Annotated in this window: 28 protein-coding genes; 17 read left to right on the top strand and 11 right to left on the bottom strand. The window is 69.3% G+C overall.

Translation table 11 applies throughout. The features are described from left to right. Positions 1 to 1,084, bottom strand: a 1,084-nt coding sequence (locus tag VJ693_RS09155; protein WP_324153456.1) for a vWA domain-containing protein, incomplete at its 3' end; no start/stop codon positions are given. A 57-nt stretch (positions 1,085 to 1,141) separates the two neighbouring features. Continuing rightward, positions 1,142 to 3,223 carry a S9 family peptidase gene (locus tag VJ693_RS09150; RefSeq protein WP_324153455.1) on the bottom strand — a complete coding sequence of 694 codons (2,082 nt, stop codon included), beginning with the start codon at positions 3,221 to 3,223 and terminating at the stop codon, positions 1,142 to 1,144. 100 nt (positions 3,224 to 3,323) lie between these two features. On the opposite strand from VJ693_RS09150, the gene VJ693_RS09145 reads away from it, so the two are divergent. From VJ693_RS09145 to VJ693_RS09125, 5 genes are read left to right on the top strand one after another with little or no spacing between them, the layout of a single operon-like run. Next, on the top strand, positions 3,324 to 4,337 hold the full coding sequence (locus tag VJ693_RS09145) for an ABC transporter substrate-binding protein (RefSeq protein WP_324153453.1): 1,014 nt from the start codon (positions 3,324 to 3,326) through the stop codon (positions 4,335 to 4,337). A gap of 14 nt (positions 4,338 to 4,351) precedes the next feature. Then, complete coding sequence (locus tag VJ693_RS09140; RefSeq protein ID WP_324153451.1) at positions 4,352 to 4,948, top strand: SCO family protein; 597 nt, start codon at positions 4,352 to 4,354, stop codon at positions 4,946 to 4,948. A gap of 32 nt (positions 4,949 to 4,980) precedes the next feature. Continuing rightward, positions 4,981 to 5,382 carry a hypothetical protein gene (locus tag VJ693_RS09135; protein ID WP_324153450.1) on the top strand — a complete coding sequence of 134 codons (402 nt, stop codon included), beginning with the start codon at positions 4,981 to 4,983 and terminating at the stop codon, positions 5,380 to 5,382. 23 nt (positions 5,383 to 5,405) lie between these two features. Continuing rightward, positions 5,406 to 6,182, top strand: a complete 777-nt coding sequence (locus tag VJ693_RS09130) for an ABC transporter permease (RefSeq protein ID WP_324153448.1) — start codon at positions 5,406 to 5,408, stop codon at positions 6,180 to 6,182. Next, a complete protein-coding gene (locus VJ693_RS09125; protein WP_324153447.1) occupies positions 6,172 to 6,915 on the top strand; it encodes an ABC transporter ATP-binding protein in 744 nt (247 codons plus the stop codon). The genes VJ693_RS09130 and VJ693_RS09125 overlap by 11 nt, the downstream gene beginning before the upstream one ends. Positions 6,916 to 6,952: 37 nt before the next feature. Here VJ693_RS09125 and VJ693_RS09120 read toward each other — a convergent pair whose 3' ends face one another. Together VJ693_RS09120 and VJ693_RS09115 are read right to left on the bottom strand one after the other, a co-directional pair. Further along, a complete protein-coding gene (locus VJ693_RS09120; RefSeq protein ID WP_324153445.1) occupies positions 6,953 to 7,546 on the bottom strand; it encodes a GNAT family protein in 594 nt (197 codons plus the stop codon). A 2-nt stretch (positions 7,547 to 7,548) separates the two neighbouring features. Next, positions 7,549 to 8,403 (bottom strand): MoxR family ATPase, encoded by an 855-nt coding sequence (locus VJ693_RS09115; protein WP_324153444.1) that lies wholly within the window; start codon positions 8,401 to 8,403, stop codon positions 7,549 to 7,551. A gap of 185 nt (positions 8,404 to 8,588) precedes the next feature. On the opposite strand from VJ693_RS09115, the gene VJ693_RS09110 reads away from it, so the two are divergent. Continuing rightward, entirely contained in the window at positions 8,589 to 9,242 is a 654-nt protein-coding gene (locus VJ693_RS09110) for a c-type cytochrome (RefSeq protein ID WP_324153442.1), read from the top strand. 85 nt (positions 9,243 to 9,327) lie between these two features. Here VJ693_RS09110 and chrA read toward each other — a convergent pair whose 3' ends face one another. Further along, a complete protein-coding gene (gene chrA, locus VJ693_RS09105) occupies positions 9,328 to 10,554 on the bottom strand; it encodes a chromate efflux transporter (RefSeq protein ID WP_324153441.1) in 1,227 nt (408 codons plus the stop codon). Positions 10,555 to 10,573: 19 nt separating this feature from the next. Next, entirely contained in the window at positions 10,574 to 11,572 is a 999-nt protein-coding gene (locus VJ693_RS09100) for a sulfotransferase (protein ID WP_324153439.1), read from the bottom strand. Positions 11,573 to 11,874: 302 nt separating this feature from the next. Between VJ693_RS09100 and VJ693_RS09095 the strand changes: the two genes are divergently transcribed. From VJ693_RS09095 to VJ693_RS09080, 4 genes are all read left to right on the top strand, one after another. Beyond that, a complete protein-coding gene (locus VJ693_RS09095; protein ID WP_324153438.1) occupies positions 11,875 to 12,432 on the top strand; it encodes a hypothetical protein in 558 nt (185 codons plus the stop codon). A 70-nt stretch (positions 12,433 to 12,502) separates the two neighbouring features. After that, positions 12,503 to 14,065: a methyl-accepting chemotaxis protein gene (locus VJ693_RS09090; protein ID WP_324153436.1), complete on the top strand. Its 1,563-nt coding sequence runs from the start codon at positions 12,503 to 12,505 to the stop codon at positions 14,063 to 14,065. A 94-nt stretch (positions 14,066 to 14,159) separates the two neighbouring features. Beyond that, positions 14,160 to 15,395 (top strand): HD-GYP domain-containing protein, encoded by a 1,236-nt coding sequence (locus tag VJ693_RS09085; protein WP_324153435.1) that lies wholly within the window; start codon positions 14,160 to 14,162, stop codon positions 15,393 to 15,395. Positions 15,396 to 15,495: 100 nt separating this feature from the next. After that, the gene (locus VJ693_RS09080) at positions 15,496 to 17,076 is read left to right on the top strand and encodes an ABC transporter substrate-binding protein (RefSeq protein WP_324153433.1); all 1,581 of its coding nucleotides are present in this window, start codon (positions 15,496 to 15,498) and stop codon (positions 17,074 to 17,076) included. On the opposite strand, the gene VJ693_RS09075 is transcribed toward VJ693_RS09080, so the two are convergent. Beyond that, entirely contained in the window at positions 17,077 to 17,511 is a 435-nt protein-coding gene (locus tag VJ693_RS09075; RefSeq protein ID WP_324153432.1) for a DUF1841 family protein, read from the bottom strand. A 178-nt stretch (positions 17,512 to 17,689) separates the two neighbouring features. Here VJ693_RS09075 and VJ693_RS09070 point away from each other — a divergent pair, with 178 nt between their 5' ends. Further along, positions 17,690 to 18,220 (top strand): hypothetical protein, encoded by a 531-nt coding sequence (locus tag VJ693_RS09070; RefSeq protein WP_324153430.1) that lies wholly within the window; start codon positions 17,690 to 17,692, stop codon positions 18,218 to 18,220. On the opposite strand, the gene kefC is transcribed toward VJ693_RS09070, so the two are convergent. Beyond that, positions 18,217 to 20,070, bottom strand: coding sequence for a glutathione-regulated potassium-efflux system protein KefC (kefC, locus tag VJ693_RS09065; protein ID WP_324153429.1), 1,854 nt, complete (start codon positions 20,068 to 20,070; stop codon positions 18,217 to 18,219). The two genes, VJ693_RS09070 and kefC, sit on opposite strands and share 4 nt — an antisense overlap. Positions 20,071 to 20,073: 3 nt before the next feature. Further along, positions 20,074 to 20,685 (bottom strand): NAD(P)H-dependent oxidoreductase, encoded by a 612-nt coding sequence (locus tag VJ693_RS09060; protein ID WP_324153427.1) that lies wholly within the window; start codon positions 20,683 to 20,685, stop codon positions 20,074 to 20,076. Positions 20,686 to 20,755: 70 nt separating this feature from the next. Here VJ693_RS09060 and VJ693_RS09055 point away from each other — a divergent pair, with 70 nt between their 5' ends. The 6 genes from VJ693_RS09055 (at position 20,756) to ccoG (ending at position 25,714) form a co-directional block, all read left to right on the top strand. After that, complete coding sequence (locus tag VJ693_RS09055; RefSeq protein ID WP_324153426.1) at positions 20,756 to 21,376, top strand: ParA family protein; 621 nt, start codon at positions 20,756 to 20,758, stop codon at positions 21,374 to 21,376. Positions 21,377 to 21,393: 17 nt separating this feature from the next. Beyond that, the gene (locus VJ693_RS09050) at positions 21,394 to 21,849 is read left to right on the top strand and encodes a MaoC family dehydratase (RefSeq protein WP_324153424.1); all 456 of its coding nucleotides are present in this window, start codon (positions 21,394 to 21,396) and stop codon (positions 21,847 to 21,849) included. A 16-nt stretch (positions 21,850 to 21,865) separates the two neighbouring features. Next, positions 21,866 to 22,561: a response regulator transcription factor gene (locus VJ693_RS09045; RefSeq protein ID WP_324153423.1), complete on the top strand. Its 696-nt coding sequence runs from the start codon at positions 21,866 to 21,868 to the stop codon at positions 22,559 to 22,561. Positions 22,562 to 22,683: 122 nt separating this feature from the next. Further along, positions 22,684 to 23,883, top strand: coding sequence for an NnrS family protein (locus tag VJ693_RS09040; protein WP_324153422.1), 1,200 nt, complete (start codon positions 22,684 to 22,686; stop codon positions 23,881 to 23,883). A 4-nt stretch (positions 23,884 to 23,887) separates the two neighbouring features. Continuing rightward, on the top strand, positions 23,888 to 24,286 hold the full coding sequence (locus VJ693_RS09035) for an Rrf2 family transcriptional regulator (protein WP_324153420.1): 399 nt from the start codon (positions 23,888 to 23,890) through the stop codon (positions 24,284 to 24,286). 3 nt (positions 24,287 to 24,289) lie between these two features. Then, on the top strand, positions 24,290 to 25,714 hold the full coding sequence (ccoG, locus tag VJ693_RS09030) for a cytochrome c oxidase accessory protein CcoG (RefSeq protein WP_324153419.1): 1,425 nt from the start codon (positions 24,290 to 24,292) through the stop codon (positions 25,712 to 25,714). A gap of 25 nt (positions 25,715 to 25,739) precedes the next feature. Here the strand turns inward: ccoG and VJ693_RS09025 are convergent, their stop codons facing one another. Next, positions 25,740 to 26,474 carry an anaerobic ribonucleoside-triphosphate reductase activating protein gene (locus VJ693_RS09025; protein WP_324153417.1) on the bottom strand — a complete coding sequence of 245 codons (735 nt, stop codon included), beginning with the start codon at positions 26,472 to 26,474 and terminating at the stop codon, positions 25,740 to 25,742. Beyond that, positions 26,419 to 26,628, bottom strand: coding sequence for an anaerobic ribonucleoside-triphosphate reductase (nrdD, locus tag VJ693_RS09020; RefSeq protein WP_324153457.1), 210 nt, complete (start codon positions 26,626 to 26,628; stop codon positions 26,419 to 26,421). The genes VJ693_RS09025 and nrdD overlap by 56 nt, the downstream gene beginning before the upstream one ends. Positions 26,629 to 26,657: the final 29 nt, after the last annotated feature.

Here is a 26,657-nt window from a genome sequence, read left to right as displayed (position 1 = left end):
TGATGCTCTGGCGGTATTGCCAGACGCCCTGCGGCTCGGGATTGATCCACGCGAACTTGGGGAAGGCGTGGGTGAGGCGCTGCAGCCACTCGGCGCCCGCTTCCTCGTTGTTGTATTCGACGCTGCCGCCCGGCTGCAGGATCTCGTAGGGGCTCATCGTCGCGTCACCGACGAAGACCAGCTTGTAGTCCTTGTTGTACTTGCGGATGATGTCCCAGGTCGCAAACTTCTCGGAGAAGCGGCGCCGGTTGTTCTTCCACATGAAGTCGTAGACGCAGTTGTGGAAGTAGTAGAACTCGAGGTGCTTGAACTCGCTCTTGGCAGCGCTGAAGAGTTCCTCGACGCGGTGGATGTGCTCGTCCATCGTGCCGCCCACGTCCATCAGCAGCAGCACCTTGACCTTGTTGTGCCGCTCGGGCACGAGCTTGATGTCCAGCAGGCCCGCGTTGGCGGCGGTGGCGTGGATGGTGTCGTCGAGGTCGAGCTCGAGCTCGGAGCCCTCGCGGGCGAAGCGGCGCAGGCGGCGCAGCGCGACCTTGATGTTGCGGGTGCCGAGCTCGCGCGAATCGTCGTAATCCTGGTAGGCCCGCTGGTCCCAGACCTTCACCGCACTCTTGTTCTTGCCCGGGCCGCCGATGCGGATGCCTTGCGGGTTGTAGCCACCGTGGCCGAAGGGGCTGGTGCCGCCGGTGCCGATCCACTTGCTGCCGCCCTCGTGGCGCTCCTTCTGCTCCTCGAGGCGCTTCTTCAGCGTTTCCATCAGCTCGTCCCAGCCCATCTTCTCGATGGCGGCCTTTTCCTCGGGGCTGAGTTCCTTCTCGAGGACTTTCTGCAGCCACTCGAGCGGGATCTCCTTGCCGAAGTCGGTCAGCATCTCCACGCCCTTGAAGTAGGCCGAGAACGCGCGATCAAACTTGTCGAACAGCGCCTCGTCCTTGACCAGCGTGGTGCGGGCGAGGAAGTAGAAGTCGTCGATCGACGGGCCGATCACGCCTTCCTTCAGCGCTTCGAGCAGCGTCAGGTACTCCTTGACGGACACCGGCAGCTTCGCGGCGCGCAGGGTGAAGAAGAAGTTGGTCAGCATGGCGCAGTCGATGGTGCCACATTGTGCGCGGGCGGAACCGAGCCCACCGCCGCCCAATCAAGGTCTTGCGCGGGTCCGGCTTTGCCGGTCCGCTGCAAGCGCCCCCTCGGCGGGCAGCGACCGGCGGGAGCGTGGGGGCACCATGTCGTGCGCGGCCAGCCAGCCGAAGAACTCCTCGTGCCACAGCCTGGAGTTGCGCGGCTTGAGGATCCAGTGGTTCTCGTCCGGGAACCACAGCAGACGCGCTTCGACGCCGCGTGCCTTCAGCGTGTTGTAGTAGGCCAGGCCCTGCTGGTCGGGCACGCGGTAGTCCAGCGCCCCATGGATCACCAGCGTCGGCGTTTTCATGGCCGCCGCGAAGGCGTGCGGGCTCTGCGCATTGATCCTGGCCGGGTCGTCCCAGTACCAGGCGCCCAGTTCCTGCGAGTGCCACGAATAGGCATCGTCGGCGAACATCGCGGTCCAGTCGAAGCAGCCGGCATGGCAGACGTAGGCGGCATAACGGCCGGGCTTCACGTGGCCGTTCATCCAGGCGACCATGAAGCCGCCGTAGCTGCCGCCCGTGGCGAAGACCCGCCGGCGGTCGGCCCAGGGTTGCTTGAGGGCCCAGTCGGTCGCGGCCTCGATGTCCTGCAGCTCGAGCTCGCCCCAGCGATGGGTGATCGAGTCGAGAAAGGCGTGGCCGAAGCCCGACGAGCCGTGGTAGTTGACGTTGATGACCACGTAGCCCTGCGCGGCAAAGAGCTTGTAGTTCCAGCGGTAGTGCCAGTGGTCGCCCGGGCCGGTGTGGGGCCCGCCGTGGATGGTGTGCAGGATCGGGTATTTCTTCTTCCGGTCGAAACCCGGTGGGTAGAAGACCCACATCTGCACCTTGTCGCCCAGCGCGCCGGTGAACGAGCGCTCTTCGTGGGTGCCGAGCGGGTAGCCGGCCAGCAGCGCATCGTTGAAGGGCTCGATGCGGCGCGGCGCCTCGCCGGGCAGGTGGGCCGTCAGGCGCGCGGGGTGGTCGGCCGTGTCGGCCAGCGTGACGAGCGTGCCCGCGGCCTTGTCGAAGGCGCCCAGCGTGCCGCCCTCGACCACCACCTCGGCTCGGCGGTCGGCCAGGTCGAAGCGCCACAGGTGCACGCGGCCGCGCTGCTCGGCGCCGAAGAGCACGGCCAGGCCGTCTTCCTCCCAGCGCAGTGGCGCGTTCAGCTCGTGATCCCATTCGGCGCTGACGACTTCCCATTGCCGCTCCCAGCGGCCGGCGGTGCGCTGGATCAGTGCGAGCTGGCGCGGCATCGTGTGCCGGCGGCCCAGGTTCGCGGCGAGGAAGGCGATGCGCTCGCCGTCGGGGCTGAAGCGCGGGGCGGTCAGGTCCCAGGCCGGGTCGCGCGCCAGCTCGGTCACGCGTCGGCTCTTCACGTCCATCTCGGCGATCGCGTAGCGCGCGTCGACCGGGTGGGTCGGCGAGGGGTCGTGCGAGAAGACGATGCGCCGGCCGTCGGGCGAGATGTCGAAGCTCTCGGCGTCGGGGTCGCAGCGCGTCAACTCGCAGCTCGTGCCCTCGAACAGGTCGGTGGTCTTGCCGCTGGCCAGGTCCATCACCAGCAGGTGCGCGACGCGGCCCATCGGGATGAAGTGGTCCCAGTGGCGGTAGTGGGCCTCGCTGGTCGCGTAGCCGGTTTCCTTGCGGGCCTTGAAGGCCTTGTGCGCCTTGGCCTGGGCCGCGGCGCCGCGCAGCTCGGGCCAGACCCAGGAGACGAAGGCGATGCGCTTGCCATCGGGGAACCACTTGAAGGCCTCGACGCCGGTGGCGACCAGGCCGACGCGGCGCGCCTCTCCGCCGTCGGGCGGGATCACGTAGAGCTGCGGCTCCTCGTCCTTCTTGCCTTCCTGCTCGCGCTTGGCGACGAAGGCGATCAAGTCGCCACGCGGCGAGAAGCGGGGCTGGCCGTCCTTCTCGCCGCAGTGCGTCAGCGCGCGCGGCCGGCCCCCGAGCGTGGACAGCAGCCAGAGCGACGCATGGGCCTTGTTCTCGGCCATGTCGTAGCGGCTGACCGTGCACACGGCCTGCGCGCCGTCGGGGCACAGGCTGGGCGCGCCCAGGCGCTCGACCTTCCACAGCGCATCGACGTTGAACTTCTTCTTGCTGGCCATGCAGGCTCCATCGAGGCGGGCGGGATCGCCCTGAGCCCGCGAGTATGCCGCCGAGCGAAAATGGCGGCTTCACCCTCACTGGGTGCGTCATGGATCTCCAATGTCTACCTGTTTCGACCAAATGCCCGGCCTGGGCAGGCGCCACGTGCTGCGCGGCGCCCTGGCCGCCGCGGCCTGGCCGGTGCTGCCGGCCGTGGCCGGCCCCGCCCCCTTGCAGGTGGGCGGCCTGCCGGTCACCTGCAACCTGACGCTGCCCGTGGCCTGCACGGCGCGGGCGGTGGGCGGCCAGCCGGCGTTCCAGTACAGCAAGTACAACGGCTGGCCGGAGATCAAGGAATCTCTGATGACCGGTGGCATCCAGGCGGCCTACATGCTGGCGCCGCTGGTGATGGATCTCGCCGACAAGAAGATCCCGGTCAAGATCGTGTCGCTGGGCCACCGCTCGGGCGCGGTCATCATGGTGCGCACCGACTCTCCTTACAGGAAGTTCAAGGATCTGACGGGCAAGCGCATCGCGATCCCGAGCCGCTTCGCGGTCGATTTCCTGTTCCTGCGCAAGATGCTGGCGCGCGAAGGCATGACGCCCAAGGACATCCAGATCGTCGAGATGCCGCCGCCCGACATGCCGGCCGCCCTCTACGCCAAGGCGGTGGATGCCTATTGCACCGGCGAGCCCTTCGGCGCCGCGGCGCAGCGCGCCGGCTACGCCATGCCGCTGCGCATGACGCGCGACGAGTGGCGCAACTACATCTGCTGCGTGCTGACCGTGCGCGAGGAGCTGATCCGCGACAACCGGGCGCTGGTGCAGGACCTCGTCAACCACGTGCTGGGTGCCGGCCAGTGGCTGGATCTGCAGCAGGGCAACCGCGACAAGGCGGTGGCCATCGCCGCGGGGCGCAAGTTCTTCAACCAGGACCCGAACATCCTGAAGTTCGTGATGGAGAACCCGACCGACCGCGTGACCTACGGCGACCTGCGCATGATCCGTGCCGAGTTCGAGGAGCTGATGCAGTTGTCGGTCGAAGCCGGCACGCTGAAGGCGCCGGTGGCTTACGAGAAGTACGTGGACGAGAGCTTCGCCAAGGCGGCCAAGCCCGCTCCCATTGTTCTGTGACGCTCCGTGACACCGTGAAGCTGCGCACCGCCACGACCGTGCTGCTGCTGGCGGCCACGCTGGCCGTGCAGGCCGCGCCGGTGGCCGGCGCACCGGCGCTGAAATCCGGCGTCTTCGACCCGCCCCAAGCCGCCCCCGGACTGGCGGCCCTGCGGGCCACCGACGGCGGCGCGCTCACGCTGGCGCGCTTTCGCGGCAAGGTGGTCGCCCTGGTCTTCGGTTTCACGCACTGCCCCGAGGTCTGCCCGACCACGCTGGCCACGCTGGCCGAGGCGCGCAAGGCACTGGGGGCGGACGCACCGGCGGTGCAGGTGGTCTACGTCACGGTCGACCCCGAGCGCGACGACCTGGCCGGCATCGGCCGCTACCTGACGGCCTTCGACAAGACCTTCGTCGGTGGCACCGGTACGCCGGCGGCCCTGGCCGAGGTGTACAAGCGCTTCGGCATCACGGCCGTGAAGGTGCCCATGCCCAGCGGCGGCTATGCGATGAACCATTCGAGCTCGGTGTACCTGATCGACCGCGACGGCCGGCTGCGGGCGCTGATGCCCTACGGCCACGAGGCGAAGGATTTCGTGCACGACTTCCGGCTCCTGCTGGCGCTCAAGTGAGGGCGGGCCGTGTTCTCCTCGGGGCAGCCGGCGTGCTGGCCCTGGCCCTGATCGCGGTGCTCGCGTGGGCGGGCTATGCTCCGATCCGGGCGGACTCGCGTGATGCGCTGTTCGCGATCCCCAAGGGAACCTGGGCGCGGCGCATGGCCGGCAATGCCGTCGAGATCCTGCCCGACCGGATCGACCTGACGCTCGGGTTGAACGACACGCTGCTGCTGCGCAACGACGACGAGGTGCCGCAGCAGTTCGGCCCGGTGGTGATCATGCCGGGGCAGAGTTTCCGGCTGCCCTTCGAGGTGGCCTCGACCTACAGTTTTGCCTGCTCGGCCCATGCCAGCGGGCAGATGAGCGTGGTGGTGGCGCCGACGCCGGCGCCGGGCTGGCCCACGCTGCAGTGGCGCTGGCGCCAGTGGCAGCGCCGGCTGGCGCAATGAGGGCATAGGTAAGGATCGTGCGGGTGAATTCGACAGACTTTGGCGCCAGGCTGGGCAAGATCCTGCCGCCGCTGACCGTGCTCGGCGTGGTGATCGCCGTGTGGTGGGCGGTGGTCGTGAAGACCGAGAGTGCCATCTTCCCCACGCCCTGGGCCGTGGTCACCGGCGCGCTGGAACTGGCCGAGGACGGCACCCTGTGGGAGCACATCAGCGCCTCGCTGTTCCGGGTCGGCGCCGGCTTCGGCCTGGCGGCGCTGGTGGGCATTCCGCTCGGGCTGTGGATGGGCTGGGTGGGCGGCGCCTACCGCACCTTCAACCCGATCTTCCAGATGCTGCGGCCGATCTCGCCGATTGCCTGGATCCCGCTGGCCATTCTGTGGTTCGGGGTCGGCGACCTGTCGCCGATCTTCCTGATCTTCATCTCCTCGGTGTTCCCGCTGATCGTGCAGACAACCTCGGGCGTGCACACGATCGACCGGCGCTACCTGCGCGCGGCGGCCAACTTCGGCGTCACGCGCAGCGTGCTGTTCCGCCAGGTCGTGATCCCCGCGGTGCTGCCCGAGATCATCGTCGGCATGCGCATCGGCATCGGCGTGGCCTGGCTGGTCGTGGTGGCGGCCGAGATGATCGCCCTGCGCTCGGGCCTGGGCTACCTGATCATGGATTCGCGCAATGCCGGCAACCGCTACGACCTGGTGATCGCCGCGATGATCATCATCGGCATCATCGGCCTGCTGCTGGATGGCGCCACCCGGTTGCTCGAACGACTCAAGACGGTGAAGTGGCGCTATGTCCGATAACAACAAGATCAAGGTCGATGGTGTGCGCAAGGGGTTCGGCGCCTTGCCGGTGATCGGCGGCGTGAGCTTCGCCGTGGCCGACAGCGAGTTCGTCGCCATCGTCGGGCCGTCGGGTTGCGGCAAGTCCACGCTGATGAACGTGATCGCGGGCTTCGAGCGGCCGGACGCCGGGCGGGTCGAGATCGATGGCGCGCCGCTGGCCGGTCCGAGCCCGCGGGGCATCGTGATCTCGCAGCACGGCTCGGTTTTCCCCTGGCTCACGGTGCAGCAGAACCTGATGTTCGGCCTGAATGGCAAACACGGTGCCGACCACGGCGAGCGCGCCGCGCTGGCCGATCACTATGCGGCGATGGTGGGGCTCAAGGGCTTCGAGTCGGCCTACCCGCACGAGCTGTCGGGCGGCATGCTCAAGCGGGTGGAGCTGGCCCGCGCCTTCATCGTGAAGCCGGAGATCCTGTACCTGGACGAGCCGTTCTCCGCGCTCGACGCGCTGATGAACCTGCGCATGCGCAACGAACTGCTGCGCATCCTCGAGGAAGAGCGCCACACGGTGCTGCTGATCACCCACGACGTGGACGAGGCAATCTACATGGCCGACCGCATTCTCGTGCTGTCGCCGCGGCCGACCACGATTCAGGCCCGCTTCGAGGTCAAGCTGCCGCACCCGCGCCGGCTGGCCAGCCCCGAGGCCGAGGCGCTGCGCGAGGCGATCCTGAGGGAACTGGGCCTCTGATGGAGCACCCGGTGCCGCCGTGCGCTGGCCGCGCGCCTCAGCGCGGCCGCGCGAGCTGCCACTCGAGGTGCGCGCGCACCTCGGGCCATTCGCCGGCGGCGAGGCTGTACATCACGGTGTCGCGCACCGTGCCGTCGCGACGCAGCGCGTGGTGGCGCAGCACGCCGTCCTTCTTGGCGCCCAGCCGTTCGATGGCGCGTTGCGAGGCGAAGTTGTAGTTGTCGGTGCGCCAGCCGACGAGCTGCGCGCCGAGGGTGTCGAAGGCATGCGCCAGCAGCAGCAGCTTGGCCGTGGTGTTGACGGCGGTGCGTTGCACACGCTGCGCGTACCAGGTCCAGCCGATCTCGAGCCGGTCGACCGCCGGCACGATGTCGTGGTAGCTGGTGCTGCCGAGCACCTCGCCGGTGGCTGCGTCCAGCACGGCGAACGGGAAACGGTGGCCCGCCTCGCGCCCCGCCAGCGCCAGCTCGATGTAGGCGCGGGTCTTCTCGGGCTCGGGCACCGAGGTCACGCGCAGGCTCCACAACGCACCGTCGGCGGCGGCGCGCTTCAGGCCGTCTTCGTGCTCGAGGCCGAGCGGCACCAGGCGAACGGGTGCCCGCTCGAGCTCCACCGGTTGCACGTTCAGCATGCTCAGCGGTTGTGCTTTTGCATGAACACGAGCTTCTCGAACAGGGTCACGTCCTGCTCGTTCTTCAGCAGTGCGCCCACCAGCGGCGGCAGCGCCACCTTGTCGTCCTGGCTGCGCAGCGCCTCGACCGGGATGTCCTCGGCCACCAGCAGCTTGAGCCAGTCGAGCAGTTCGGAGGTCGAGGGCTTCTTCTTCAGCCCCGGCAGGCCACGGACGTCGTAGAAGCTCTTCAGCGCGGCGGCGAGCAGGTCCTTCTTCAGGTTCGGGAAGTGCACGTCGACGATGCGGCCCATGGTCTCGGCATCGGGGAACTTGATGTAGTGAAAGAAGCAGCGGCGCAGGAAGGCGTCGGGCAGCTCCTTCTCGTTGTTCGACGTGATGAAGACCAGCGGCCGGTGCTTCGCACGGATCGTCTGCCGCGTCTCGTAGCAGTGGAACTCCATCCGGTCGAGCTCGCGCAGCAGGTCGTTCGGGAACTCGATGTCGGCCTTGTCGATCTCGTCGATCAGCAGGGCCACCGGCCGGTCGGCCTCGAAGGCCTGCCACAGCACGCCCTGGACGATGTAGTTGTGGATGTCCTTGACCCGCTCCGACCCGACGACATCCGCGAGCTGGCTGTCGCGCAACCGGCTGACCGCGTCGTACTCGTACAGCCCCTGGTGCGCCTTGGTCGTGCTCTTGATGTGCCATTCGAGCAGCGGCAGGCCGAGCGCCGAAGCCGCTTCCTCGGCGAGCATCGTCTTGCCGGTGCCGGGCTCGCCCTTGACGAGCAGCGGGCGCTTCAGGGTCATCGCGGCGTTGACCGCCAGCATCAGGTCGGGGGTCGCGACGTACTTGTCGGTGCCTTCGAATTTCATGGGGGTGGGCGCCGGCGGCGCGCGGGGGGTGGGGGCTCGAGACAGTATAGGAGGGCGACGGACGTCAATAGGCCGCCCCCTATAATCATTGATCGACCGCAAACGCGGTCAGCCCGGGTTGCGCTAGGCGCTGGCCCGGAGCGACAGCCCCGTCCAACCACCGCTCGAACGAGAACGACCCGGCGATGAAGAACTTGAAGGCACTGACTGTCTTGCTGGCCCTGGCCGGCGCCGCATCCCTGGCCCAGGCCCAGGACATCAAGGGCGATGCCAAGGCGGGCGAGAAGAAGAACGCCATGTGCATCGGCTGTCACGGCATCGAGGGCTACCAGGCCAGCTTCCCGCAGATCTACAAGGTGCCCAAGATCTCGGGCCAGAACGCCAAGTACATCACCGCCGCGCTGACCGCCTACCGCCAGGGCGACCGCAAGCACCCGTCGATGCGCGGCATCGCCGGCTCGCTGTCGGACCAGGACATTGCCGACCTGGCCGCCTACTACGAAACCAGTGGCAAGGATGCCGCGGCCGCCGCGCCCGCCGCCGCCGAGCTGCCGGCGCCGCTGAAGGACAAGCTGGCGCTGTGCGTGGCCTGCCACGGCACCAACTTCAACAACACGACCGACCCGGCGAACCCGCGCCTGGCCGGCCAGTACGCCGACTACCTGACCGTCGCGCTGCAGGCCTACCGGACCAAGGACAAGCAGGTCGTCGGCCGCGGCAACCCGACGATGGTCGGCATGGCCGCCACGCTGAGCGACGCCGAGGTCAAGCAGGTGGCGGCTTACCTCGCCGGCCTGCCGGGCGAGCTGAAGACGGTCTCGCACGCGAAGTTCCGCTGACCGCGCACCGCGCGGCCCGCCGAGCGGGCCGCAAGAAAAAAAAAGGCCGCTGCATCGCAGCGGCCTTTTGCTTTGCCAGCCGGCGTCAGAGCAGCAGCCAGGCCAGCGCCGCCCCGATGGGCAGCGACACGTAGGGCGGTTGCTTGAAGCGCCAGACGACCACCCAGGCGGCCACGATCAGGGCCGCCAGCTGCCAGGGGGCGTCGCGAAGCGGCAGCTTCAGCAGCAGCGAGATCGCCGCGCCGGCGATCAGCCCGACCACGGCGCAGCGCACGCCGACCATCGCATGCTGGAACGGGCGCCAGTTCTTCAGCCGATCGGTGACGCCGCTGACCCCGACGGCGATCAGGGCCGTCGGCAGGTAGATGCCGACGGTGGCGGCCAGCGCGCCGCCGAAGCCGGCAACCTCCATCCCGGTGAAGGTGGCGATGCCGAGGATGGGCCCCGGCGTCAGCTGGCTGGCGGCCAGGCCGGCGCTGAAGCCGGCGTGGTTCAGCCAGCCCAGGTGGTCGACGATCAGGCCCTCCAGCAGCGGCACCATCACCAGCCCGCCGCCGAACAGCGTCGTGCTCATGCCCGAGAACACCAGGCCGATCTTGGCCACGATCGCCTCGGGCAGCAACGCCGGCACGAGCTGGAAGACCGCCAGCCCCGCCGGCGCGATGCACAAGGCCAGTTCCAGCGGCTTCAGCCGACGGCCCTGGGCCTGCTCCGCCTGCCTGGGCGCAGGCCAGAAGACCAGCGAGACCAGCGCGCCGAAGGCCAGCACGTAGATCGGCGCCGCCCAGAACGGGATGACCAGCAGCAGCACGGTGGCGGCCACCGCCAGGGCCTTCTCCTTGCGCCCCGGCGTCGCCTTCCTGGACTGGTTGAACGCCGCCAGCCCCAGGATCATCGCCAGCGGCGGCAGCACGCCGACCGTGACCGCCCGCAGCACGCTCGGGTAGGCGCTCAGGAACGAGTAGCCGAACCACAGCGCGAGGATGATGCCGAAGCCGGGCAGCACGATGCCCGACAACGCCGCCGCGAAGCCGGCCCAGCCCGCCACGCGATGGCCCGTGACGGCGATCGCGTTGACGGCCTGGGGGCCCGGCAGCATCGTCACCAGCGCGATGAGGTCCAGGAACTCCTTCTCGGACACCCACTGCCGCTGCTTGACGAAGCGCTCCTGCGCCTGCGCCAGCAGCGCCATGAAGCCGCCCCAGGCCGTGAGCCCGAGCAGGGCGCAGTCGGCGAAGATGCGGGCCGGCGTCGGGCGGTGCGTGGGTTCGGCCAGTTCGGTCACCTTGGCGATGTCGGTCATCTCGTTCATCTCGGGCGCTCCACCGGGCTCAGGCGGCCACCAGCCGCGAGCGGATCGACGCCAGCAGGTCTTCCTGCGGCTTGCGGGCGGCGATGTCCTCGGCCGGCAGCTCCTGTTTCACCGCGGCCTTGCGCTGCCGGTTGAGATCGTCCAGCGCCGCCTGCGCCGCCGCATCGTAGTCCCGCGCCGGCTCGGCCTTGCCGACGAAGTGCAGGTCGTAGCCAAGCTCGATGAGCGATGGGCCGGCCACCGATTCGAAATCGATCACCTCGTCCTGCGACATGCCGGTGAGCCACTTCTTGGTGTTGCTCGACATCACGGGCTTCTTGACGTTCTCCCACAGACGCCCGGATGCGGCGGTCTTGCTCGCCTCCTCCGAGGCGTGGAAGTCCAGCATCGTCGGGCTGAACTCGATGCCCAACCAGCGGCACAGCAGCTGCAAGGTCGAGTCGGGGTTGCTCGTCAGCTCCTCGTACGACAGGGCGAGGTACTGCGAAGCCGGTACCCGCCGGCCGCACTCGAGCGCGAGCTGCTGCTCACGCTCCCACTGGCGCGCGACGTGGTAGGCGGTCTTCTCGCCGACGACCGCCTTCAGGAAGGACAGGCAGACGTCTCGCCCGTCGCGGTATAGATAAAGGAAGCGCGCCTGTCCACCGAAGTAACGCTCTATTTCCGGTAAGTAATGCACGTTTGCGAGGGATTTGCACATCCAGTCCGGCTTGCCGTAGGCCTCGGCCATGCGGTCCATCACCGACCCGAAGACGGCGACCAGGCTGTTGTCGCGGCAGCGCTGGCGGATGTCGGCGCGATCGAACTCGACGCCCCAGGAGACCGGGTTCACCTCGACCAGCCGGACGACATCGTCGACCAGGCGCTGGAACGCGGCCTCGTCGCGCAGGTCGCCATAGGCCGGCAGCAGTGGCGTGAAGCGCTCGAGCACGTGGGGCGGGTGGGGCGCGGCGATCGTCGGGGCCTGGTTGACCATCAGGCGGAGCAGGTTCGAGCCTGACCGCTGGGTGCCGATCATGAATACTTTCATCGTGGAGCCTCTCTGATATTGGAATCTCGCGGGGACTGAGACCGTGCCATGTCACGGCCTGCCCAGCCCTTCGGCATGCTCAATCGCGCGTTGACCCGGCGGCCATGCCAAACCGCACAAGGTCACGTAGGGAGTCCTTGATTCTTGCGGTTATTCCCCCTCTGATCGTTCGATCGCCGCTCAATGTCTGAGCGACGATGCCGATAGCTCACTGGGCGGCGTTTGCCGCGCCGAGCCGATGCCGGTGCCGGAGCGCCGGGATGACCAAATTGCCAATTACAGGGACCCCAATGAACTACCTGCCGCGCCTGGCCACGCTGGTGGCCGCCTCCGCAACGACCCTCGCCTGCCTGGTTGCACCCGCCATGGCCGGCGAGCTGCCTCCCGATGTGCAAGCCAAGGTCGAAAAGGCGAAGAAGCGCCTGGTCGAACTCGCCGCCGACCCGACCGTTCTCGCCGCCGTGCGTGAAGCCAACAGCCACGACGCCACCGGCGGCATGAACAATGGGAAGTGGATCGAGCTCGCCGACACCGACCCCGCCGTGAAGGCTGCGCTGACGAGCAAGGTTAGCACCCAGATCGCCAAGTGGGAACAGGGTGATGACGTAGTCAACAAGATCGTGCTGCGCGACCAGAAGGGCAACCTCGTCGGTGCCAGCGTCCGGCCCTTGATCTACAACAACGCCAACCGACCGGTCTTCTCCAATCCGATCAAGGGCCAACCCTGGTCCGCCGGCGAGATCAAGCCCGACACGACGACGCAGATCCCGAGCGTGCACGTGGCCGCGCCGGTTCTGGACGGCGGCAAGCCCATCGGCGTGATCCACGCCGGGGTCACCGCGAAGTAATCGCCGGTCCGTTGCAGCGGCACCCGCAACCAGTCGGGCCCGGCCGAGAGGCGGGCCCTTGGGAGAGACCATGTTCAAGAATCTGAAGGTTGGCGCCCGCCTGGCCCTGGGCTTCGCGGCCGTGCTCGTGCTGATGGCGGTCATCAGCGCCATCTCGCTCAGCCGCTTGTCGGCGATCAAGGCCGATCTCGAGGCCGTGACCGGCGAGGCGCCCGAGCGCCTGGCCAACAACATGCGCGACCTGGCCCGCTACCAGGGCATGGCGCTGCGCGACGCCGTGATGCAGGACGACGTGGCCTTCAAGAAGAAGGAATTCGACCAGATGAAGAAGGCGCGTGCGGACTACGACCGCACCGCCGAGACGCTGGCCGCGATGCCGATCGAGCCCGAGGTCAAGGCGGCGCTGGCCGAGACGGCCACGGCCTTGCTCGCGGTCAAGGCGCCGACCGAGAAGGTGATCGACCGCTCGATGGCCGACGACCTGGCCGGCGCGGCCCAGGTCACGCGCGAGGAACTGCGCCCGGTGCAGCTCGCCCACGTGGCGGCGCTGGACAAGGTGGTCCAGGCGATCCAGCAGGCTTCGCACCTGCGCAACGAGCGGGCCGATGCCGCCTACAAGCAGGCGGTGGCGCTGATCGTCGGCCTGTCGGTCGCGGCGCTGGTGTTCGGCGTGCTGATCGCCTGGCAGATCCAGCGCAGCATCACCCGCCCGCTTGGCCAGGCGGTCGAAGTGGCGCAGGCGGTGGCCGAGGGCGACCTGTCACGCGAGATCACCGTGCAGTCGCACGATGAAGTGGGCACTCTCCTGCAGGCGCTGAAGACGGTCAACCGTGACCTCGGCCGCGCCATGCAGCAAGTTCGCCTGTCGGCCGAGACGGTGCAGAGCGCGTCCGTCGAGATCGCGGCCGGCAATCTCGACCTCAGTCAGCGCACCGAGATGCAGGCCTCGAGCCTGGAGCAGACCGCCGCCTCGATGGAGCAGTTCAACGCGACCCTGAAGAACAACGCGGACACCGCGCGCAGCGCCGCTCAGATGGCCCACTCGGCCAGCGCAGCGGCCAGCCGCGGCGGCGAGGTGGTGGCCCAGGTCGTGAGCACGATGCAATCCATTACCGACAGCTCGAAGAAGATCGCCGACATCATTGGCGTGATCGACGGCATCGCGTTCCAGACGAACATCCTGGCGCTGAACGCCGCGGTGGAAGCCGCCCGTGCCGGCGAGCAGGGTCGCGGCTTCGCGGTGGTCGCGGGTGAGGTGCGCTCGCTGGCACAGCGCTCGGCCGAGGCGGCCAAGGAGATCAAGACCTTGATCGGCGCCAGCGTCGAGAGCGTCGAGACCGGCTCTCGCCTGGTCGGCGAGGCCGGCACGACGATGGGCGACATCGTCAGCCAGGTGCAGCGCGTGACCGACCTGATTGGGGAGATCAGCAGCGCCACGCTGGAGCAGACCGCCGGCATCGGTCAGGTCAACCAGGCGGTGACCCAGCTCGACCAGGCCACCCAGCAGAACGCCGCCCTGGTGGAAGAAAGCGCCGCGGCCGCCGAAAGCCTGAAGCTGCAAGCGGGCAAGCTGGTCGATGCGGTGAGCATCTTCCGCTTCGAGGCCGGCGCCGGCCAGCTGGCGCAGGCCTGAAGAAACGCCTTCAGTCCTGCGCTGTCGTGCCGATACCGGTACGACAGCGGCAGCCGGGCGACCGGCGTGGCCGTGTCCGTCAACCCACCGGCCCATGCTGAAGAAGATTCCCCTCGATCAGGTCCGCGTCGGCATGTTCCTGCATGCACTCGACGGGCCCTGGATCGACCACCCGTTCTGGAAGACGCGCTTCCTGATCCGCGACCCGGCGGATCTGGCGAAGCTGCGCGAGAGCGGGCTGGCGGGCGTGTGGATCGACGTCAGCAAGGGACAGGACGTGGCGCCGGCCAGTGCCACGCCGCCGACCCCCGCAACCGCAGCCGCAGCCGCACCGAACGAACCGCGCGCAGTCGCGGCCGCCGCCCCGCCGCCGGCCAGCGCCCGGCTGCAGGACGAGCTGAAACAGGCGGCCGTGCTGTGCCGACAAGGCCAGGAAAAGGTCCGCTCGATGTTCGGCGAGGCGCGCCTGGGCCGTGCGGTCGACGCCGAGCAGTGCCTGCCCCTGGTCAACGACATCGCCGATTCGGTGTTCCGCAACCCCGGCGCGCTGGTCAGCCTGGCGCGCTTGAAGACGCAGGACGACTACACCTACATGCACTCGGTGGCGGTCTGCGCGTTGATGGTCGCGCTCGGCCGCGAGCTGGGCCTGCCCGGCACGGCGTGCCGTGAAGCCGGCCTGGCCGGGCTGATGCACGACCTCGGCAAGGCGGCGATGCCGCTGGACGTGCTGAACAAGCCCGGCAAGCTGAGCGCCGACGAGTTCGACGTGATGAAGCAGCACCCGCTGCGCGGCCACGAGATCCTGGTCGAGGGCCGCGGTGCCACCGAGGTCGTGCTCGATGTGTGCCTGGCGCACCATGAGCGCTTCGACGGCACCGGCTACCCATACCAGTTGCCGTCCGATCGCATCAGCCAGTTCGCTCGCATGGGCGCGGTGTGCGATGTCTACGACGCGGTCACCTCGAACCGGCCGTACAAGGCGGGCTGGGACCCGGCGGCCTCCATCGCCGCGATGGCCACGTGGAAGGGCCACTTCGACCCGGAGGTCTTCAAGGCCTTCGTCAAGAGCCTGGGCATCTACCCGGTCGGCTCGCTGGTCAAACTGCAGTCGGGCCGCCTGGCGGTGGTCACCGAACAGAACCCGCAGAACCTCGTGGCGCCGCAGGTCAAGGTGTTCTTCTCGCTGAAGTCGAACATGCCGGTGGCCGTGCAGGTGCTCGACCTGGCGCGGTCGAACGACAGGATCGTCTCGCGCGAGGACCCCAAGGCGTGGGGCTTCCCGTCGCTCGACGAGCTGTGGGCCGGCGAGGCCGTGCACCGGCGCAGCTGAGGCCCCGCGGGAAACCCCGCGGCGCAGGGCGGCACGGGCCTTGCCTACACTGCGGCTCACCTGAGATGCCCCGACCCCTGGGGCGAATGGAGAGCCGAACATGCCCCGACGATTCGCCGCCGCGCTGTGTGTGCTGGCGCTGGCCCTGGCCGCCACGACCGCTGCCCGGGCCCAGACCTTCCGCTGGGCCAGCCAGGGCGATGCCCAGACCATGGACCCCGACTCGCAGAACGAGTTGTTCACCAACGCGCTGAACGGCCAGATCTACGAGTTCCTCGTCGCGCGCGACAAGCAGCTCGGGCTGGCGCCGGCGTTGGCCACCGAATGGAAACAGGACGGCCCGCTGAAATGGACCTTCAAGCTGCGCCGCGGCGTCAAGTTCCACGAGGGCCAGCCCTTCACGGCCGACGACGTGGTGTTCTCGGTCAACCGCGCGAAGGAGAAGACCTCGCAGATCGCGAACTACGCGAGCGCGCTCGGCGAACCCAGGAAGATCGACGACTACACGGTCGAGTTCAACCTCAGCCAGTTCGACCCGATCTTCCTGCAGCACCTGAACACCGTCTACATCATGAGCAAGGCCTGGTGCGAGCAGCACAAGGTCACCAAGCCGCAGGATTTCACCAACAAGGAAGAGACCTACGCGGCGCTGCATGCCAACGGCACCGGCCCGTGGGTCCTGGTTTCGCGCCAGCCCGACGCGAAGACCGTGCTCAAGCGCAACCCGAGCTGGTGGGGCAAGTTCGAGGGCAACGTGCAGGAGATCGTCTACACGCCGATCAAGAGCGATGCGACCCGGGTTGCCGCCTTGATCTCGGGCGAAGTCGATTTCATTCTCGACCCGCCGCCGCGCGACCTCGAGCGCCTGCGCCACACCGATGGCGTCAAGGTCATCGACGGGCCTGAGAACCGCGTCATCTTCATCGGCATGGACCAGGCGCGCGACGAACTGCTCTACAGCAGCGTCAAGGGCAAGAACCCGTTCAAGGACGTTCGGGTGCGCAAGGCGCTGTACCAGGCGATCGACATCGAGGCGATCAAGGCCAAGCTGATGAACGGCCAGGCGGCACCGACCGGCGCCGTGGTGCCGTCACCGCTGGGCAGCTTCAACGACCCGGAGATCGAGAAGCGCCTGCCCTACGACCTGGCGGCCGCGCGCAAGCTGATGGCCGACGCGGGCTACGCGGACGGCTTCGAGGTCACGCTCGATTGCCCGAACAACCGCTACATCAACGACGAGCGCATCTGCGTCGCGCTGGCCGGCATGTGGGACAAGATCAAGGTCAAGGTGCGCGTCAACGCGATGCCCAAGGCGACCTACTTCCCCAAGCAGGAAAAGCTCGACGTCTCGCTGTACATGCTCGGCTGGGGCGGCTCGATCACCGACCCCGAGGTGACCTTCACGCCGATCTACCGCAACCGCGGCGAGAAGGGCGTGGGCGAATACAACCGCGGCAACTTCAAGGACGACGAGCTCGACGCGCTCGCCGCCGCCTCCAGCAAGGAGCCCGACGCCGACAAGCGCAAGGCGCTGATCAAGAAGGTCTTCCTGCGCCACAACGAGCAGGTGCACCACATCCCGCTGCACCGGCAGTTCATTCCGTGGGCGGCGCGCCAGAACGTCACCGTCGTGCACCGGGCGGACAACTGGCTGGAACTGCAGTGGGTATCGCTGAAGTAGCTAATCCCGCGTGGCGCGTTGTCTCACGCGGTCCAAGTAGGCCAGGCCGTCGGGGGGGAGGCCGCTGCGCTGGGATTCCCAGATCATCTCGCCCAGGCACTCCATCACCTCGTGGTGGGCGTCGTGCAGCGAGCCGCGCCGGGCGGCGAGCAACTCCACTGCCTGGCGGATGCCGCGCGGCTGGTCGATCGAGACTTGCTCGCTGATCGTCAGGTGCATCGCCAGGTGCAGGAAGGGGTTGCTGCGGCCTTCCTCGACGGTGTAGCTGGCGGCCAGCGCCGCGTCCACGTCGGCCAGGTCGTCGGCGTACTCGGGGTGTTCGTCGATCCAGCCGCCGGCCAGCGCCTCGATCGCGGCGAGCGGCGCGCGCTGTTTCTGTTTTGCGGCCACCTCGCAGAAGAAGCGGCGCACGTCGTGCTGGGAGGGCTGGAACATCGGTCGATTGTCGCCTGCAGCGGTTGGGGGCTGTAGGACAAGGCTGACAAACACTCGGCCCGGCGTCTCATGGCAGCGGCCGGCGCGCCGCTTCAAGCTGGCGCCCATGGACAAGCTCATTCAACCCAATCCCTCTGTCACTTCCGGCCCCGAGCGCGATGCCACGGGAGGTTCGCCCATGTCGAGCACCTCGTCGGCGCGCTGGGAGGCGCCGTCGGGGCGCCGCAAGATGCTGCCGGCGGTCGTCATCGGCCTGGCCGTTGCGGCGCTGTTCGTCGGCATGGACTACAAGTTCAAGCACAAGGCCGAGACGCAGTCGGTGGCCCAGGGCCCGGCAGTCGAGTCGATGGTGAACGAGGCTCCGCCGGCCGCGGGGCCGACGCCCTCGGCCGAGGCGAATGGCAGCGCCGCCGCGACCACGAGCGCCACGGCAGCGCCCGAGAGCCCGCCGGTCACGACGGCACCGGCCGCCACGCCCGCGCCGGCGGCAGCCCCGGCGCCCGCGCCGCGACGCGAGGCGACGCGCACACGGCCGCAGCCGCAGCCGGCCGAGGCGAGCCCGCCGGTGAACCACACGCCTGAGCCGATGCAGTCGGCACCGGCACCGACCCTTGAAGCGCCGGCCCCGACGACGGCACCGCAGCCTGCGCCGGCCGCGGCACCCGCACCCGCACCCGCACCCACACCGGAACCCGCCCCGTCGAACTAGCGCGGCGACGGGGCCGAGGCCTCCTCGGCGTCGTCGGCGTGCCAGCCGGCGCCGCCCGGGCGCTCGCTGCGCAGCGCCCGGTCCTGGGCGAACATGTCCTCGAGCTGCTGGCGGCCCGCCTTGCTCAGCGCAATGAGTCGCGCCTGGTCCCCGTAGTGCGGCGCGAGTTCATGCAGTTGCTCGATGCTGTGCCGGCGGAACTTCCACGCCAGCGTGCGCGCCTGGTGGGGTTCGAAGCCCAGGGTTTCGAGCACGCTTCGGCCCGACATGAGCGCCGCGTCGAAGGTTTCGCGCTCGATGTGCGTCACACCGCGCCGGTTCAGCTCATACCAGTGCTGGGCATTGCGCGCGCGAACGACGAGCGTGAGTTGCGGGAAGTGCGCCTGCGCGAGGTCGACCACGGCCAGGCTCTGCGCCATGTCGTCGACCGCGACCACCAGCACCTTGGCGCTGCCGGCGCCGGCGACGCGCAGCAGATCCAGCCGCGTCGCGTCGCCGTAGAACACGCGCCAGCCCCAGCGGCGCAGGCTCTCGACCTGCTCGGCGCTGTGTTCGAGCACGGTCGCTTTGAGGCCGTTGGCGAACAGCAGCCGGCCGACGATCTGCCCGTAGCGGCCGAAGCCGGCAATGATGATCGGCGCGTCCTGCGCCTCGTTGATCGGCGCCAGCCCGTGGGTGGGCGGGCGATGGGCCCGGTAGCGCTCGCACCAGCGGTCGGCCGCCACCAGCAGCAGCGGCGTCAGCAGCATCGACAGGGCCACCGCCGCCACCAGCAACGACGAGGTCTCGGCCTCGATCACGCCGGCTTGCGCGGCCGCCTGGAAGACGACGAAGCCGAACTCGCCGCCCTGCGCCAGCAGGATCACGAACACCGGCCGCTCGGCCAGCGGAATCGGCATCCACCGCCCCATCGCCGTCAGCACCAGCGCCTTCAGCACGAGGAAGGCGACGACCAGCCCGGCCACCAGCCCCGGGTGGGCCCAGACCGCGCCGAAGTCGATGCTCATGCCCACCGCGATGAAGAACAGGCCCAGCAGCAGGCCCTTGAACGGCTCGAGGTCGGTCTCCAGCTCGCGCCGGTACTCGCTCTCGGCCAGCAGCACGCCGGCCAGGAAGGCGCCGAGCGCCATCGACAGGCCCACCGCCTGCATCAGCGCCGCGATCGCGACGACGAGCAGCAGCGACGCGGCCGTGAAGATCTCGGGCGTCCTGCTGCCGGCGATCCAGCGCAGCGCCGGGCGCAGCAGCAGGCGGCCACCCAGCACGATCGCGGCGATCACGGCGACCGCCTTGACGGCACCCGACCAGCCGCCGCCGCCGCGCGCGCCGGCCAGCAGCGGCACCAGCGCGAGGATGGGGATGGCGGCAATGTCCTGGAACAGCGCGACGCTCAGCACGCTCTGGCCCGAGGTGGTGGACATCAGGTTGCGCTCGGCCAGCACGCCCAGCCCGATCGCGGTGGACGACAGCGCCAGGCCCAGCGAGGCGACCAGCGCCAGCCGCCATTCGGCGCCCAACGCCACCGCCGCGCCCCACATCAGTGCGGCCGAGCCCAGCGTCTGCACGGTGCCCCAGCCGAAGATCGGCCGGCGCAGCGCCCACAGGCGCTTGGGCTCCAGTTCAAGCCCCACCAGGAACAGCATCAGCACCACGCCGAATTCGGCGAAGTGCAGCATGGCCTGCGGGTCGGTCACCAGCTTCAGGCCCCAGGGGCCGATCACGATGCCGGCGGCGAGATAGCCGATGATCGAGCCCAGCCCCGCCAGCCGGGCCAGCGGCACGGCCAGCACGGCGGCGCCGAGGTAGATCAGGCTGGTCAGCAGCCAACTCGTCGTGTGGGCGGTTTCCATCGGTCAGTCCTGCGGTCGGTCGGTGGCCGGCACGAAGCAGCTCGTGTCGACTTCCAGCTCGGCGAGCTCGGGCCAGTTCGGGTAGGCCGCCAGGCGGTCGGCGTACAGCGCGGCATGGCCGGCCACCTCGTCGTCGCTGACCCGGTGGGCGGCATGCAGCACCAGCGGCGGCAGGAACCGCATGCCGGCCAGCACGGCCGTCTGCTCGATCGGCGGCCAGAAGGCGTCGATGAAATGCCGGTTGTGGCCGCTGGGGTGGTAGGCCTGCTCGCCGCCGCCGGTGCTGACCGCCAGCCACAGGTCCTTGCCGCGCAGCGCCGTGCCGCCGGGGCCGTAGGCCCAGCCGAAGCCGAAGACCTCGTCGAGCCAGAGCTTGAGCATCGGCGGCGGGCCGTACCAGTGGAACGGGAACTGCCAGACGAGCAGCCGGGCGGCGGCCAGCGCGGTGCGCTCGGCCTCTACGTCGATCAGGTAATCGGGGTACAGCCGGTACAGGTCGCGCACCGCGACGCGGCCCGCAGGCAGCCCTTCAGCCGCCTGCATCAGGCGGCGGTTGACGCGGGAGTGCTCGATGCGAGGGTGGGCGACGAGGACGACGATCTCGGGCAAAGCCATGGTTGATCCGGGGCGGGCGGGAGCGGGCGGCCGTTACCATACCCGCGAAATCGTCCAGGAGGAGCAAGGCATGCCGGTGATCGCGATCGCGAACCCCAAGGGGGGCGTGGGCAAGAGCACGCTGGCCACCAACCTGGCCGGTGCGCTGGCCCGCCAGGGCCACGCGGTGATGCTGGGCGACCTGGATCGCCAGCAGTCCGCCCGCCAGTGGCTGAAGCTGCGCCCCGAGGCCGCGCCGGCCATCACCAACTGGGAGATCCGCGAAGAGACCGGCCAGGTGCGCCCACCCAGGGGCACGACGCATGTCGTGATCGACGCACCCGCCGGCATGCACGGCAAGAAGCTGGCCGCGCTGCTGAACGTGGCCGATCAGCTGCTCGTGCCCTTGCAGCCCAGCCTGTTTGACATCCAGGCGACCCACGCCTTCCTGGCCGAGCTGCGCGAGTACCCGCGCGCGGGCCGGATCCGCCTCGGCCTCGTCGGCATGCGGGTCAAGGACCACACGATCGCGCAGGAACGGCTGCAGGAATACGCTGCCACCCTGAAGGCGCCGATGGTTGCCACGATCCGCGACACGCAGAACTACGTGCACCTGGCCGCGCACGGGCTGACGCTGTGGGACGTGGCGCCCAGCCGCGTCGAGCGCGACCTGGCGCAATGGGAACCGCTGCTGGCCTGGGTGGCCGGCTGAACGAAGAAGAACTGCTCATGACGACGCACATTGCCCGCCTGGCCGACCTGGCCGCTCGTGTCGGCGACGAACTGGCGACGAGCGACTGGCTCACGATCGACCAGACCCGCATCGACCGTTTCGCCGACGCGACCGGCGACCACCAGTGGATCCACGTCGATCCGGTCCGCGCCGCCGCCGGCCCCTTCGGCGCGACGGTGGCGCACGGCTTCCTGACGCTGTCGCTGCTGCCCTGGTTCTTCGAGCACGGCTTCGTCGTCGATGACGTGCGCATGGGCCTGAACTACGGCCTGAACAAGGTCCGCTTCCCGGCGGTGGTGCCGGTGGGCAGCCGGCTGCGGGCGCGCTTCAAGCTGCTGGCCTACGAGCCGCTGGAAGGCGGCGCGCAGCTGCTCGTCGAAGCCACGATCGAGCGCGACGGGGCCGCCAAGCCGGTCTGCGTGGCGGAGTCCCTAACCCGACAATTTGTTTGACCTGTACGATTTCAGGATGAAAGTTCTCCTGGTCGATGACCATCCGCTGATCCTCACCGCGCTGAAGGCGATGATCGAGAACCTGGTGCCTGGCGTGGTCGTCAACGCCGTGTCCAGCGCCAAGGAAGCCCGCTTCACGCTGCGCGTGCAGCAGGACCACGACCTGATGCTGCTCGACCTGCAGCTGGGCGATGCCAACGGCTTCGAGCTGCTGACCGACGTGCGCCGCACCGACCCCGAGCTGTCGGTGGTGGTGCTGAGCTCGTCCGACCGCGCGAGCGACGTGATCCAGGCGATCGACCTCGGCGCGATGGGCTTCCTGCCCAAGCGCATGACCACCGAAGACCTGGCCGACGCGTTGCGCCTGGTGATGGCCGGCGGCATCTACGTGCCGACGATGACGGTCAACCCGATGCGCGACGCGGACGAGCCGCCGCCCGCACCGGTTGCCGCGCACGCCACCGGCGGCGCGGGCAATGGCGACAGCCTGCCCTCGTTCGAGGAACTCGGCGTCACGCCGCGCCAGGCCGACGTGCTGATGCTGCTGCTGCAGGGCAAGTCCAACAAGGACATCGCACGCCGACTCGGCCTGTCGGTCGAGACCATCAAGGACCATGTGCAGGCCGTGCTGCGGGCGCTGGGCGTCAGCTCGCGCACGCAGGCCGTGCTGGCCGTCGGCCAGATGACCCAGCAGCGGCGCGGGCGCAACTGACCCCTCGCCCCGGGCGAGGGCCCTGGCGCCGCTTGCGCCAGATCAAAGTTTCATCCTGAATATTCCTTCTGGCGACCCGTCGTCGGATAATAGGTATATTCAAGATACAACTTAAAGACGCCATGGCCACCGTCTTCATCCCGCTCGAAGAGCCCATTCGCCGCGCCCGGCGCGACCGCCGCTGGGCGCTGTGGGACCTGGGGTTTCGCCCGTTCTACCTGCTGGCCGCTATGCTGGCGATGCTGTCGGTGCCGCTGTGGGCCCTGCAGTTCTCGGGGCTGTTCGGCGCGAGCTACCTGCGCGGCGCGGCTTGGCACGCGCACGAGATGGTGTTCGGCTACGCGCTGGCGGTGATCGTCGGCTTCCTGTTCACCGCGGGGCGCAATTGGTCCGGCCAGCCGACGCCGACCGGGCGCCCGCTGATGGCCCTGGCGCTGCTGTGGGTCGCGGCGCGCATCGCGGTGCTGATGCCCTACGGCGCGGCCGCGGCGGTGCTCAACATCGCCGTGCCCTGGCTCGCCGCCTGGGGCCTGTGGCGCGCACTGCACGCCGGCGGCAACCGGCGCAACTACTTCTTCGTCGGGCTGCTGGTGATGATGGGCGTGGCCGCCGGCGTGTTCCACCTCGCGCAACTCGGTGCGCTGGCGCTGCCGGCCGGCCTCGGCCTGCCACTGGCGCTCGACGTGGTGCTGTTCATGATCGCCGTGATGGCCGGCCGGGTGGTGCCGATGTTCTCGAACAACGGCGTGCCCGGCATGCAGGCGCGGCGTGACGACCGCGTCGAGCGTTCGGCGCTGGCTACGGTGCTGGTGATCGCGGCCTTCGATGCGCTGGGCGTGCCCGCGCCGGCACTGGCCGCGGCGCTGGCCGCCGCCGCCGTCGTGCACACCTGGCGCTGGTGGCTGTGGCAGCCGTGGAAGGCGCTCGCCAACCCGCTGGTCTGGGTGCTGCATGCGGCCTACGCCTGGCTGCCCGTGCACCTGGTGCTGCGCGCCGGCGCGGCCTTGGGCTGGTGGGCCAGCGGCCCGGCCACGCACGCGCTGACCGTCGGCGTGATCGGCCTGATCACGCTGGGCATGATCACCCGCACGGCGCTGGGCCACACCGGCCGGCCGCTGCGCGCCGGCCCGTTCGAGCGCCTGGCCTACGGGGCGATGCTCAGTGCCGCGCTGGTGCGCGTCTTCCTGCCGCTTGCGTGGCCGGCCTCGCTGGTCAGCGCTGCGCTGCTGTCGTCCGGGCTGTGGTCGCTGGCCTTCGCGCTCTACCTCTGGCGCTACACGCCGATGCTGATGCGCCCGCGCGCCGACGGCCAACCGGGATGATGCGATGCGCCTGACCACGATGACCGACTACGCGCTGCGCATGCTGATCTACCTCGGCCAGCACCGCGAGCGCCTGTGCACCACGGCCGAGATTGCCCAGGCCTACGAGATCTCCGAAGCGCACCTGACCAAGATCACCCACCAGCTGGGCCTGGCCGGGTGGATCAGCACGGTGCGCGGCAAGGGCGGCGGCATGCGCCTCGCGCGCGAGCCCGGCGAGATCAACCTTGGTGCATTGGTGCGCAACGTCGAGCCCGATTTCGCGCTGGTCGAATGCCTGGGCACCGGCAACGTCTGCCAGCTGAGCGGCCGCTGCCGCTTGACCGGCTTCTTCAACGACGCGCTGGCGGCCTTCTTGCGCGAGCTCGATGGCCACACGCTGGCCGAACTGCTGCCCGCCTGAGCCATGGCCCGACCCGACATCGTCCCCGCGGCGGGCGGCGGCACGCCGCTGTACGCCGCCGAAATCAAGATCTACCCGCGCAGCGTGACCGGGCGCTATGCGAACTGGCGCTGGATCATGGTCTGGGCGACCCAGCTGTTCTTCTATGCGATGCCCTGGCTGCAGTGGAACGGCCGCCAGGCGCTGCTGTTCGACCTCGACAGCCGGCGCTTCTACGTCTTCGGCATGATGCTGTTCCCGCAGGACTTCATCTACCTCGCGGCGCTGCTGGTCATCAGCGCGCTCGGCCTGTTCTTCTTCACGGCGGTGGCCGGTCGGCTGTGGTGCGGCTATGCCTGCCCGCAGACCGTCTACACCGAGATGTTCATGTGGATCGAGCGCAAGCTCGAAGGTGACCGCGCAGCGCGCATGCGCCTCGACGCGACGCCCTGGGGTTGGGGCAAGCTGCGCCGCAAGGGCGGCAAGCACCTGGCCTGGGCGGCGCTGGCGCTGGCCACCGGCTTCACCTTCGTCGGCTATTTCACGCCGATCGGCGCGCTGGCCGCCTCCGCGGGCCGCTTCGCACTGAGCGGCTGGGAGTGGTTCTGGATCCTGTTCTACGCGGGCCTGACCTACGGCAATGCCGGCTGGATGCGCGAGCAGATGTGCAAGTACATGTGCCCGTACGCCCGCTTCCAGAGCGCGCTGATCGACAAGGATTCGCTGATCATCACCTACGACGCGGCCCGCGGCGAGCCGCGCGGCTCGCGTGCACGCGGCACCGAGGCGCGCGCCCTCGGCCAGGGCGACTGCGTCGACTGCACGCTGTGCGTGCAGGTCTGCCCGACCGGCATCGACATCCGCAAGGGCCTGCAGAACGAGTGCATCGGCTGCGCCGCCTGCATCGACGCCTGCGACCAGGTGATGGACAAGCTCGCGGCGCCGCACGGCCTGATCCGCTACGCGACCGCCAACGGCGTCGAGAACAAATGGACCCGGGCCCAGATGTTCAAGCGTGTGCTGCGCCCGCGGGTGCTCGTCTACTTCGCCGGGCTGGCCGTGCTGTGCGGCGGCTTCGTGTGGTCGCTCGCGAACCGAGCACCGTTCCAGGTCGACGTTCTGAAGGACCGCGCGGCGCTGGCCCGCCTGGGCGAGGACGGCGCGATCGAAAACCTGTACCGCGTGCAGATCGGCAACCGGACCGAGCAGGTGCAGCACGTGCGACTGCGCGCCGAGGGCCTGCCGGGCCTGGGCAGCGAAGTGTCGCGCGAGATGACGATCGAGCCGGCCGGCATCCTGTCGCTGCCCGTGACGCTGCGGCTGCCGCCCGACGAGGCCGCGGCGGCGGGGCGAGGCTCGCATCCGGTGCGGATGGTCGTCGAGCCCTTGGACGGATCGGCGTCGCACGGCGGCGTCACCGCGCCCGCGAGCTTCTACGTGCCGGGCTGACGGGCGCCGAGGCGCGGCTGGCCACTCAGCGCCATTCGATGGCCAGGCCCACCTCGTCGCGCAGCCGGTCGCACAGCGCGGCCGGGGCGGGTGCCGCCGTCTGCCACGCGCCCGATACGCCAGCCACCGGCCGCCGCTCGCGCTGCAGCACCCAGCTCGTGATGCCCAGCGCCCGCAGCTGCGCGGCCATGGCCAGCAGCGCCGCGTCGCCGAGCCAGGCGCTGTCGCAGGTCGTACGCACTTCGAATGGCACGCCGCTGCCGGCGACGAGCTGCAGCGATTCGGCCGCCGCCTCGGCGCTGCCGGGCGCGCCGGTCAGCGCCGCGTAGCCGGGCGCATCGGCCTTCAGGTCCAGCCCGATCCAGTCGAGCCGAGGCAGCAGCGCCTCGAGCCGGCGCGGGTAGATGCCGGCCGTGTGCAGGCCGATGCCGAAGCCCATCGCGCGGGTGTCGTCGATGGCGTCGGGCAGCGCGGCGTCCAGCGTCGGCTCTCCGCCGCTGAACACCACGCCGTCGAGCAGGCCCGCGCGCTGCTGCAGCAGCACCTGCACCTCGGGCCAGCGCGGCGCGCCGGCCGCCCGCTGGCGCGACTGCAGGCCGGGGTTGTGGCAGTAGCCGCAGCGCCAGGGACAGCCCTGGACAAAGGCCACGGCACACAGCTGGCCGGGCCAGTCGGTCGTCGAGAACGGCTGAAAGCCGCCCAGTTCAAGCACCGGCTTCGGCGAGGCAATCGAGCCGGTGCTGCGCCTCGCACGGCTCATCGAAGTAGCGCCGCTCGGCGAACTCGCCTTGCTTGCCGATGTTGAACGAGGACTTCGGGCGGTGGTAGCCCATCACGCGGGTCCAGACCTCGCAGCGCTGGCGCTCGTGTTCGTGGAGTTCGGGGTGGACGACGGGGGTCAGGCTGTGGCTCAAGTCAGGCTCCTTGTGGTTGGTGGGGTGGG

Source organism: Ideonella sp. (assembly GCF_035254525.1).
In the GTDB taxonomy this organism is placed as follows: Bacteria; Pseudomonadota; Gammaproteobacteria; order Burkholderiales; family Burkholderiaceae_C; genus Ideonella.
This window is presented reverse-complemented; position numbering and strand designations above follow the sequence as displayed.

Bases quoted from the DNA above. Each gene is read 5' to 3' on its own strand.
- VJ693_RS09025 (WP_324153417.1), bottom strand. From the start codon at position 26,474: ATGAGCCGTGCGAGGCGCAGCACCGGCTCGATTGCCTCGCCGAAGCCG.
- VJ693_RS09035 (WP_324153420.1), top strand. From the start codon at position 23,888: ATGCGCCTGACCACGATGACCGACTACGCGCTGCGCATGCTGATCTAC.
- VJ693_RS09070 (WP_324153430.1), top strand. From the start codon at position 17,690: ATGTCGAGCACCTCGTCGGCGCGCTGGGAGGCGCCGTCGGGGCGCCGC.
- VJ693_RS09125 (WP_324153447.1), top strand. From the start codon at position 6,172: ATGTCCGATAACAACAAGATCAAGGTCGATGGTGTGCGCAAGGGGTTC.
- VJ693_RS09120 (WP_324153445.1), bottom strand. From the start codon at position 7,546: ATGCTGAACGTGCAACCGGTGGAGCTCGAGCGGGCACCCGTTCGCCTG.
- VJ693_RS09085 (WP_324153435.1), top strand. From the start codon at position 14,160: ATGCTGAAGAAGATTCCCCTCGATCAGGTCCGCGTCGGCATGTTCCTG.
- VJ693_RS09050 (WP_324153424.1), top strand. From the start codon at position 21,394: ATGACGACGCACATTGCCCGCCTGGCCGACCTGGCCGCTCGTGTCGGC.
- chrA (WP_324153441.1), bottom strand. From the start codon at position 10,554: ATGAACGAGATGACCGACATCGCCAAGGTGACCGAACTGGCCGAACCC.
- VJ693_RS09150 (WP_324153455.1), bottom strand. From the start codon at position 3,223: ATGGCCAGCAAGAAGAAGTTCAACGTCGATGCGCTGTGGAAGGTCGAG.
- ccoG (WP_324153419.1), top strand. From the start codon at position 24,290: ATGGCCCGACCCGACATCGTCCCCGCGGCGGGCGGCGGCACGCCGCTG.
- VJ693_RS09060 (WP_324153427.1), bottom strand. From the start codon at position 20,685: ATGGCTTTGCCCGAGATCGTCGTCCTCGTCGCCCACCCTCGCATCGAG.
- VJ693_RS09040 (WP_324153422.1), top strand. From the start codon at position 22,684: ATGGCCACCGTCTTCATCCCGCTCGAAGAGCCCATTCGCCGCGCCCGG.
- VJ693_RS09115 (WP_324153444.1), bottom strand. From the start codon at position 8,403: ATGAAATTCGAAGGCACCGACAAGTACGTCGCGACCCCCGACCTGATG.
- VJ693_RS09110 (WP_324153442.1), top strand. From the start codon at position 8,589: ATGAAGAACTTGAAGGCACTGACTGTCTTGCTGGCCCTGGCCGGCGCC.
- VJ693_RS09100 (WP_324153439.1), bottom strand. From the start codon at position 11,572: ATGATCGGCACCCAGCGGTCAGGCTCGAACCTGCTCCGCCTGATGGTC.
- VJ693_RS09145 (WP_324153453.1), top strand. From the start codon at position 3,324: ATGTCTACCTGTTTCGACCAAATGCCCGGCCTGGGCAGGCGCCACGTG.
- VJ693_RS09075 (WP_324153432.1), bottom strand. From the start codon at position 17,511: ATGTTCCAGCCCTCCCAGCACGACGTGCGCCGCTTCTTCTGCGAGGTG.
- VJ693_RS09080 (WP_324153433.1), top strand. From the start codon at position 15,496: ATGCCCCGACGATTCGCCGCCGCGCTGTGTGTGCTGGCGCTGGCCCTG.
- VJ693_RS09055 (WP_324153426.1), top strand. From the start codon at position 20,756: ATGCCGGTGATCGCGATCGCGAACCCCAAGGGGGGCGTGGGCAAGAGC.
- VJ693_RS09045 (WP_324153423.1), top strand. From the start codon at position 21,866: ATGAAAGTTCTCCTGGTCGATGACCATCCGCTGATCCTCACCGCGCTG.
- kefC (WP_324153429.1), bottom strand. From the start codon at position 20,070: ATGGAAACCGCCCACACGACGAGTTGGCTGCTGACCAGCCTGATCTAC.
- VJ693_RS09090 (WP_324153436.1), top strand. From the start codon at position 12,503: ATGTTCAAGAATCTGAAGGTTGGCGCCCGCCTGGCCCTGGGCTTCGCG.
- VJ693_RS09095 (WP_324153438.1), top strand. From the start codon at position 11,875: ATGAACTACCTGCCGCGCCTGGCCACGCTGGTGGCCGCCTCCGCAACG.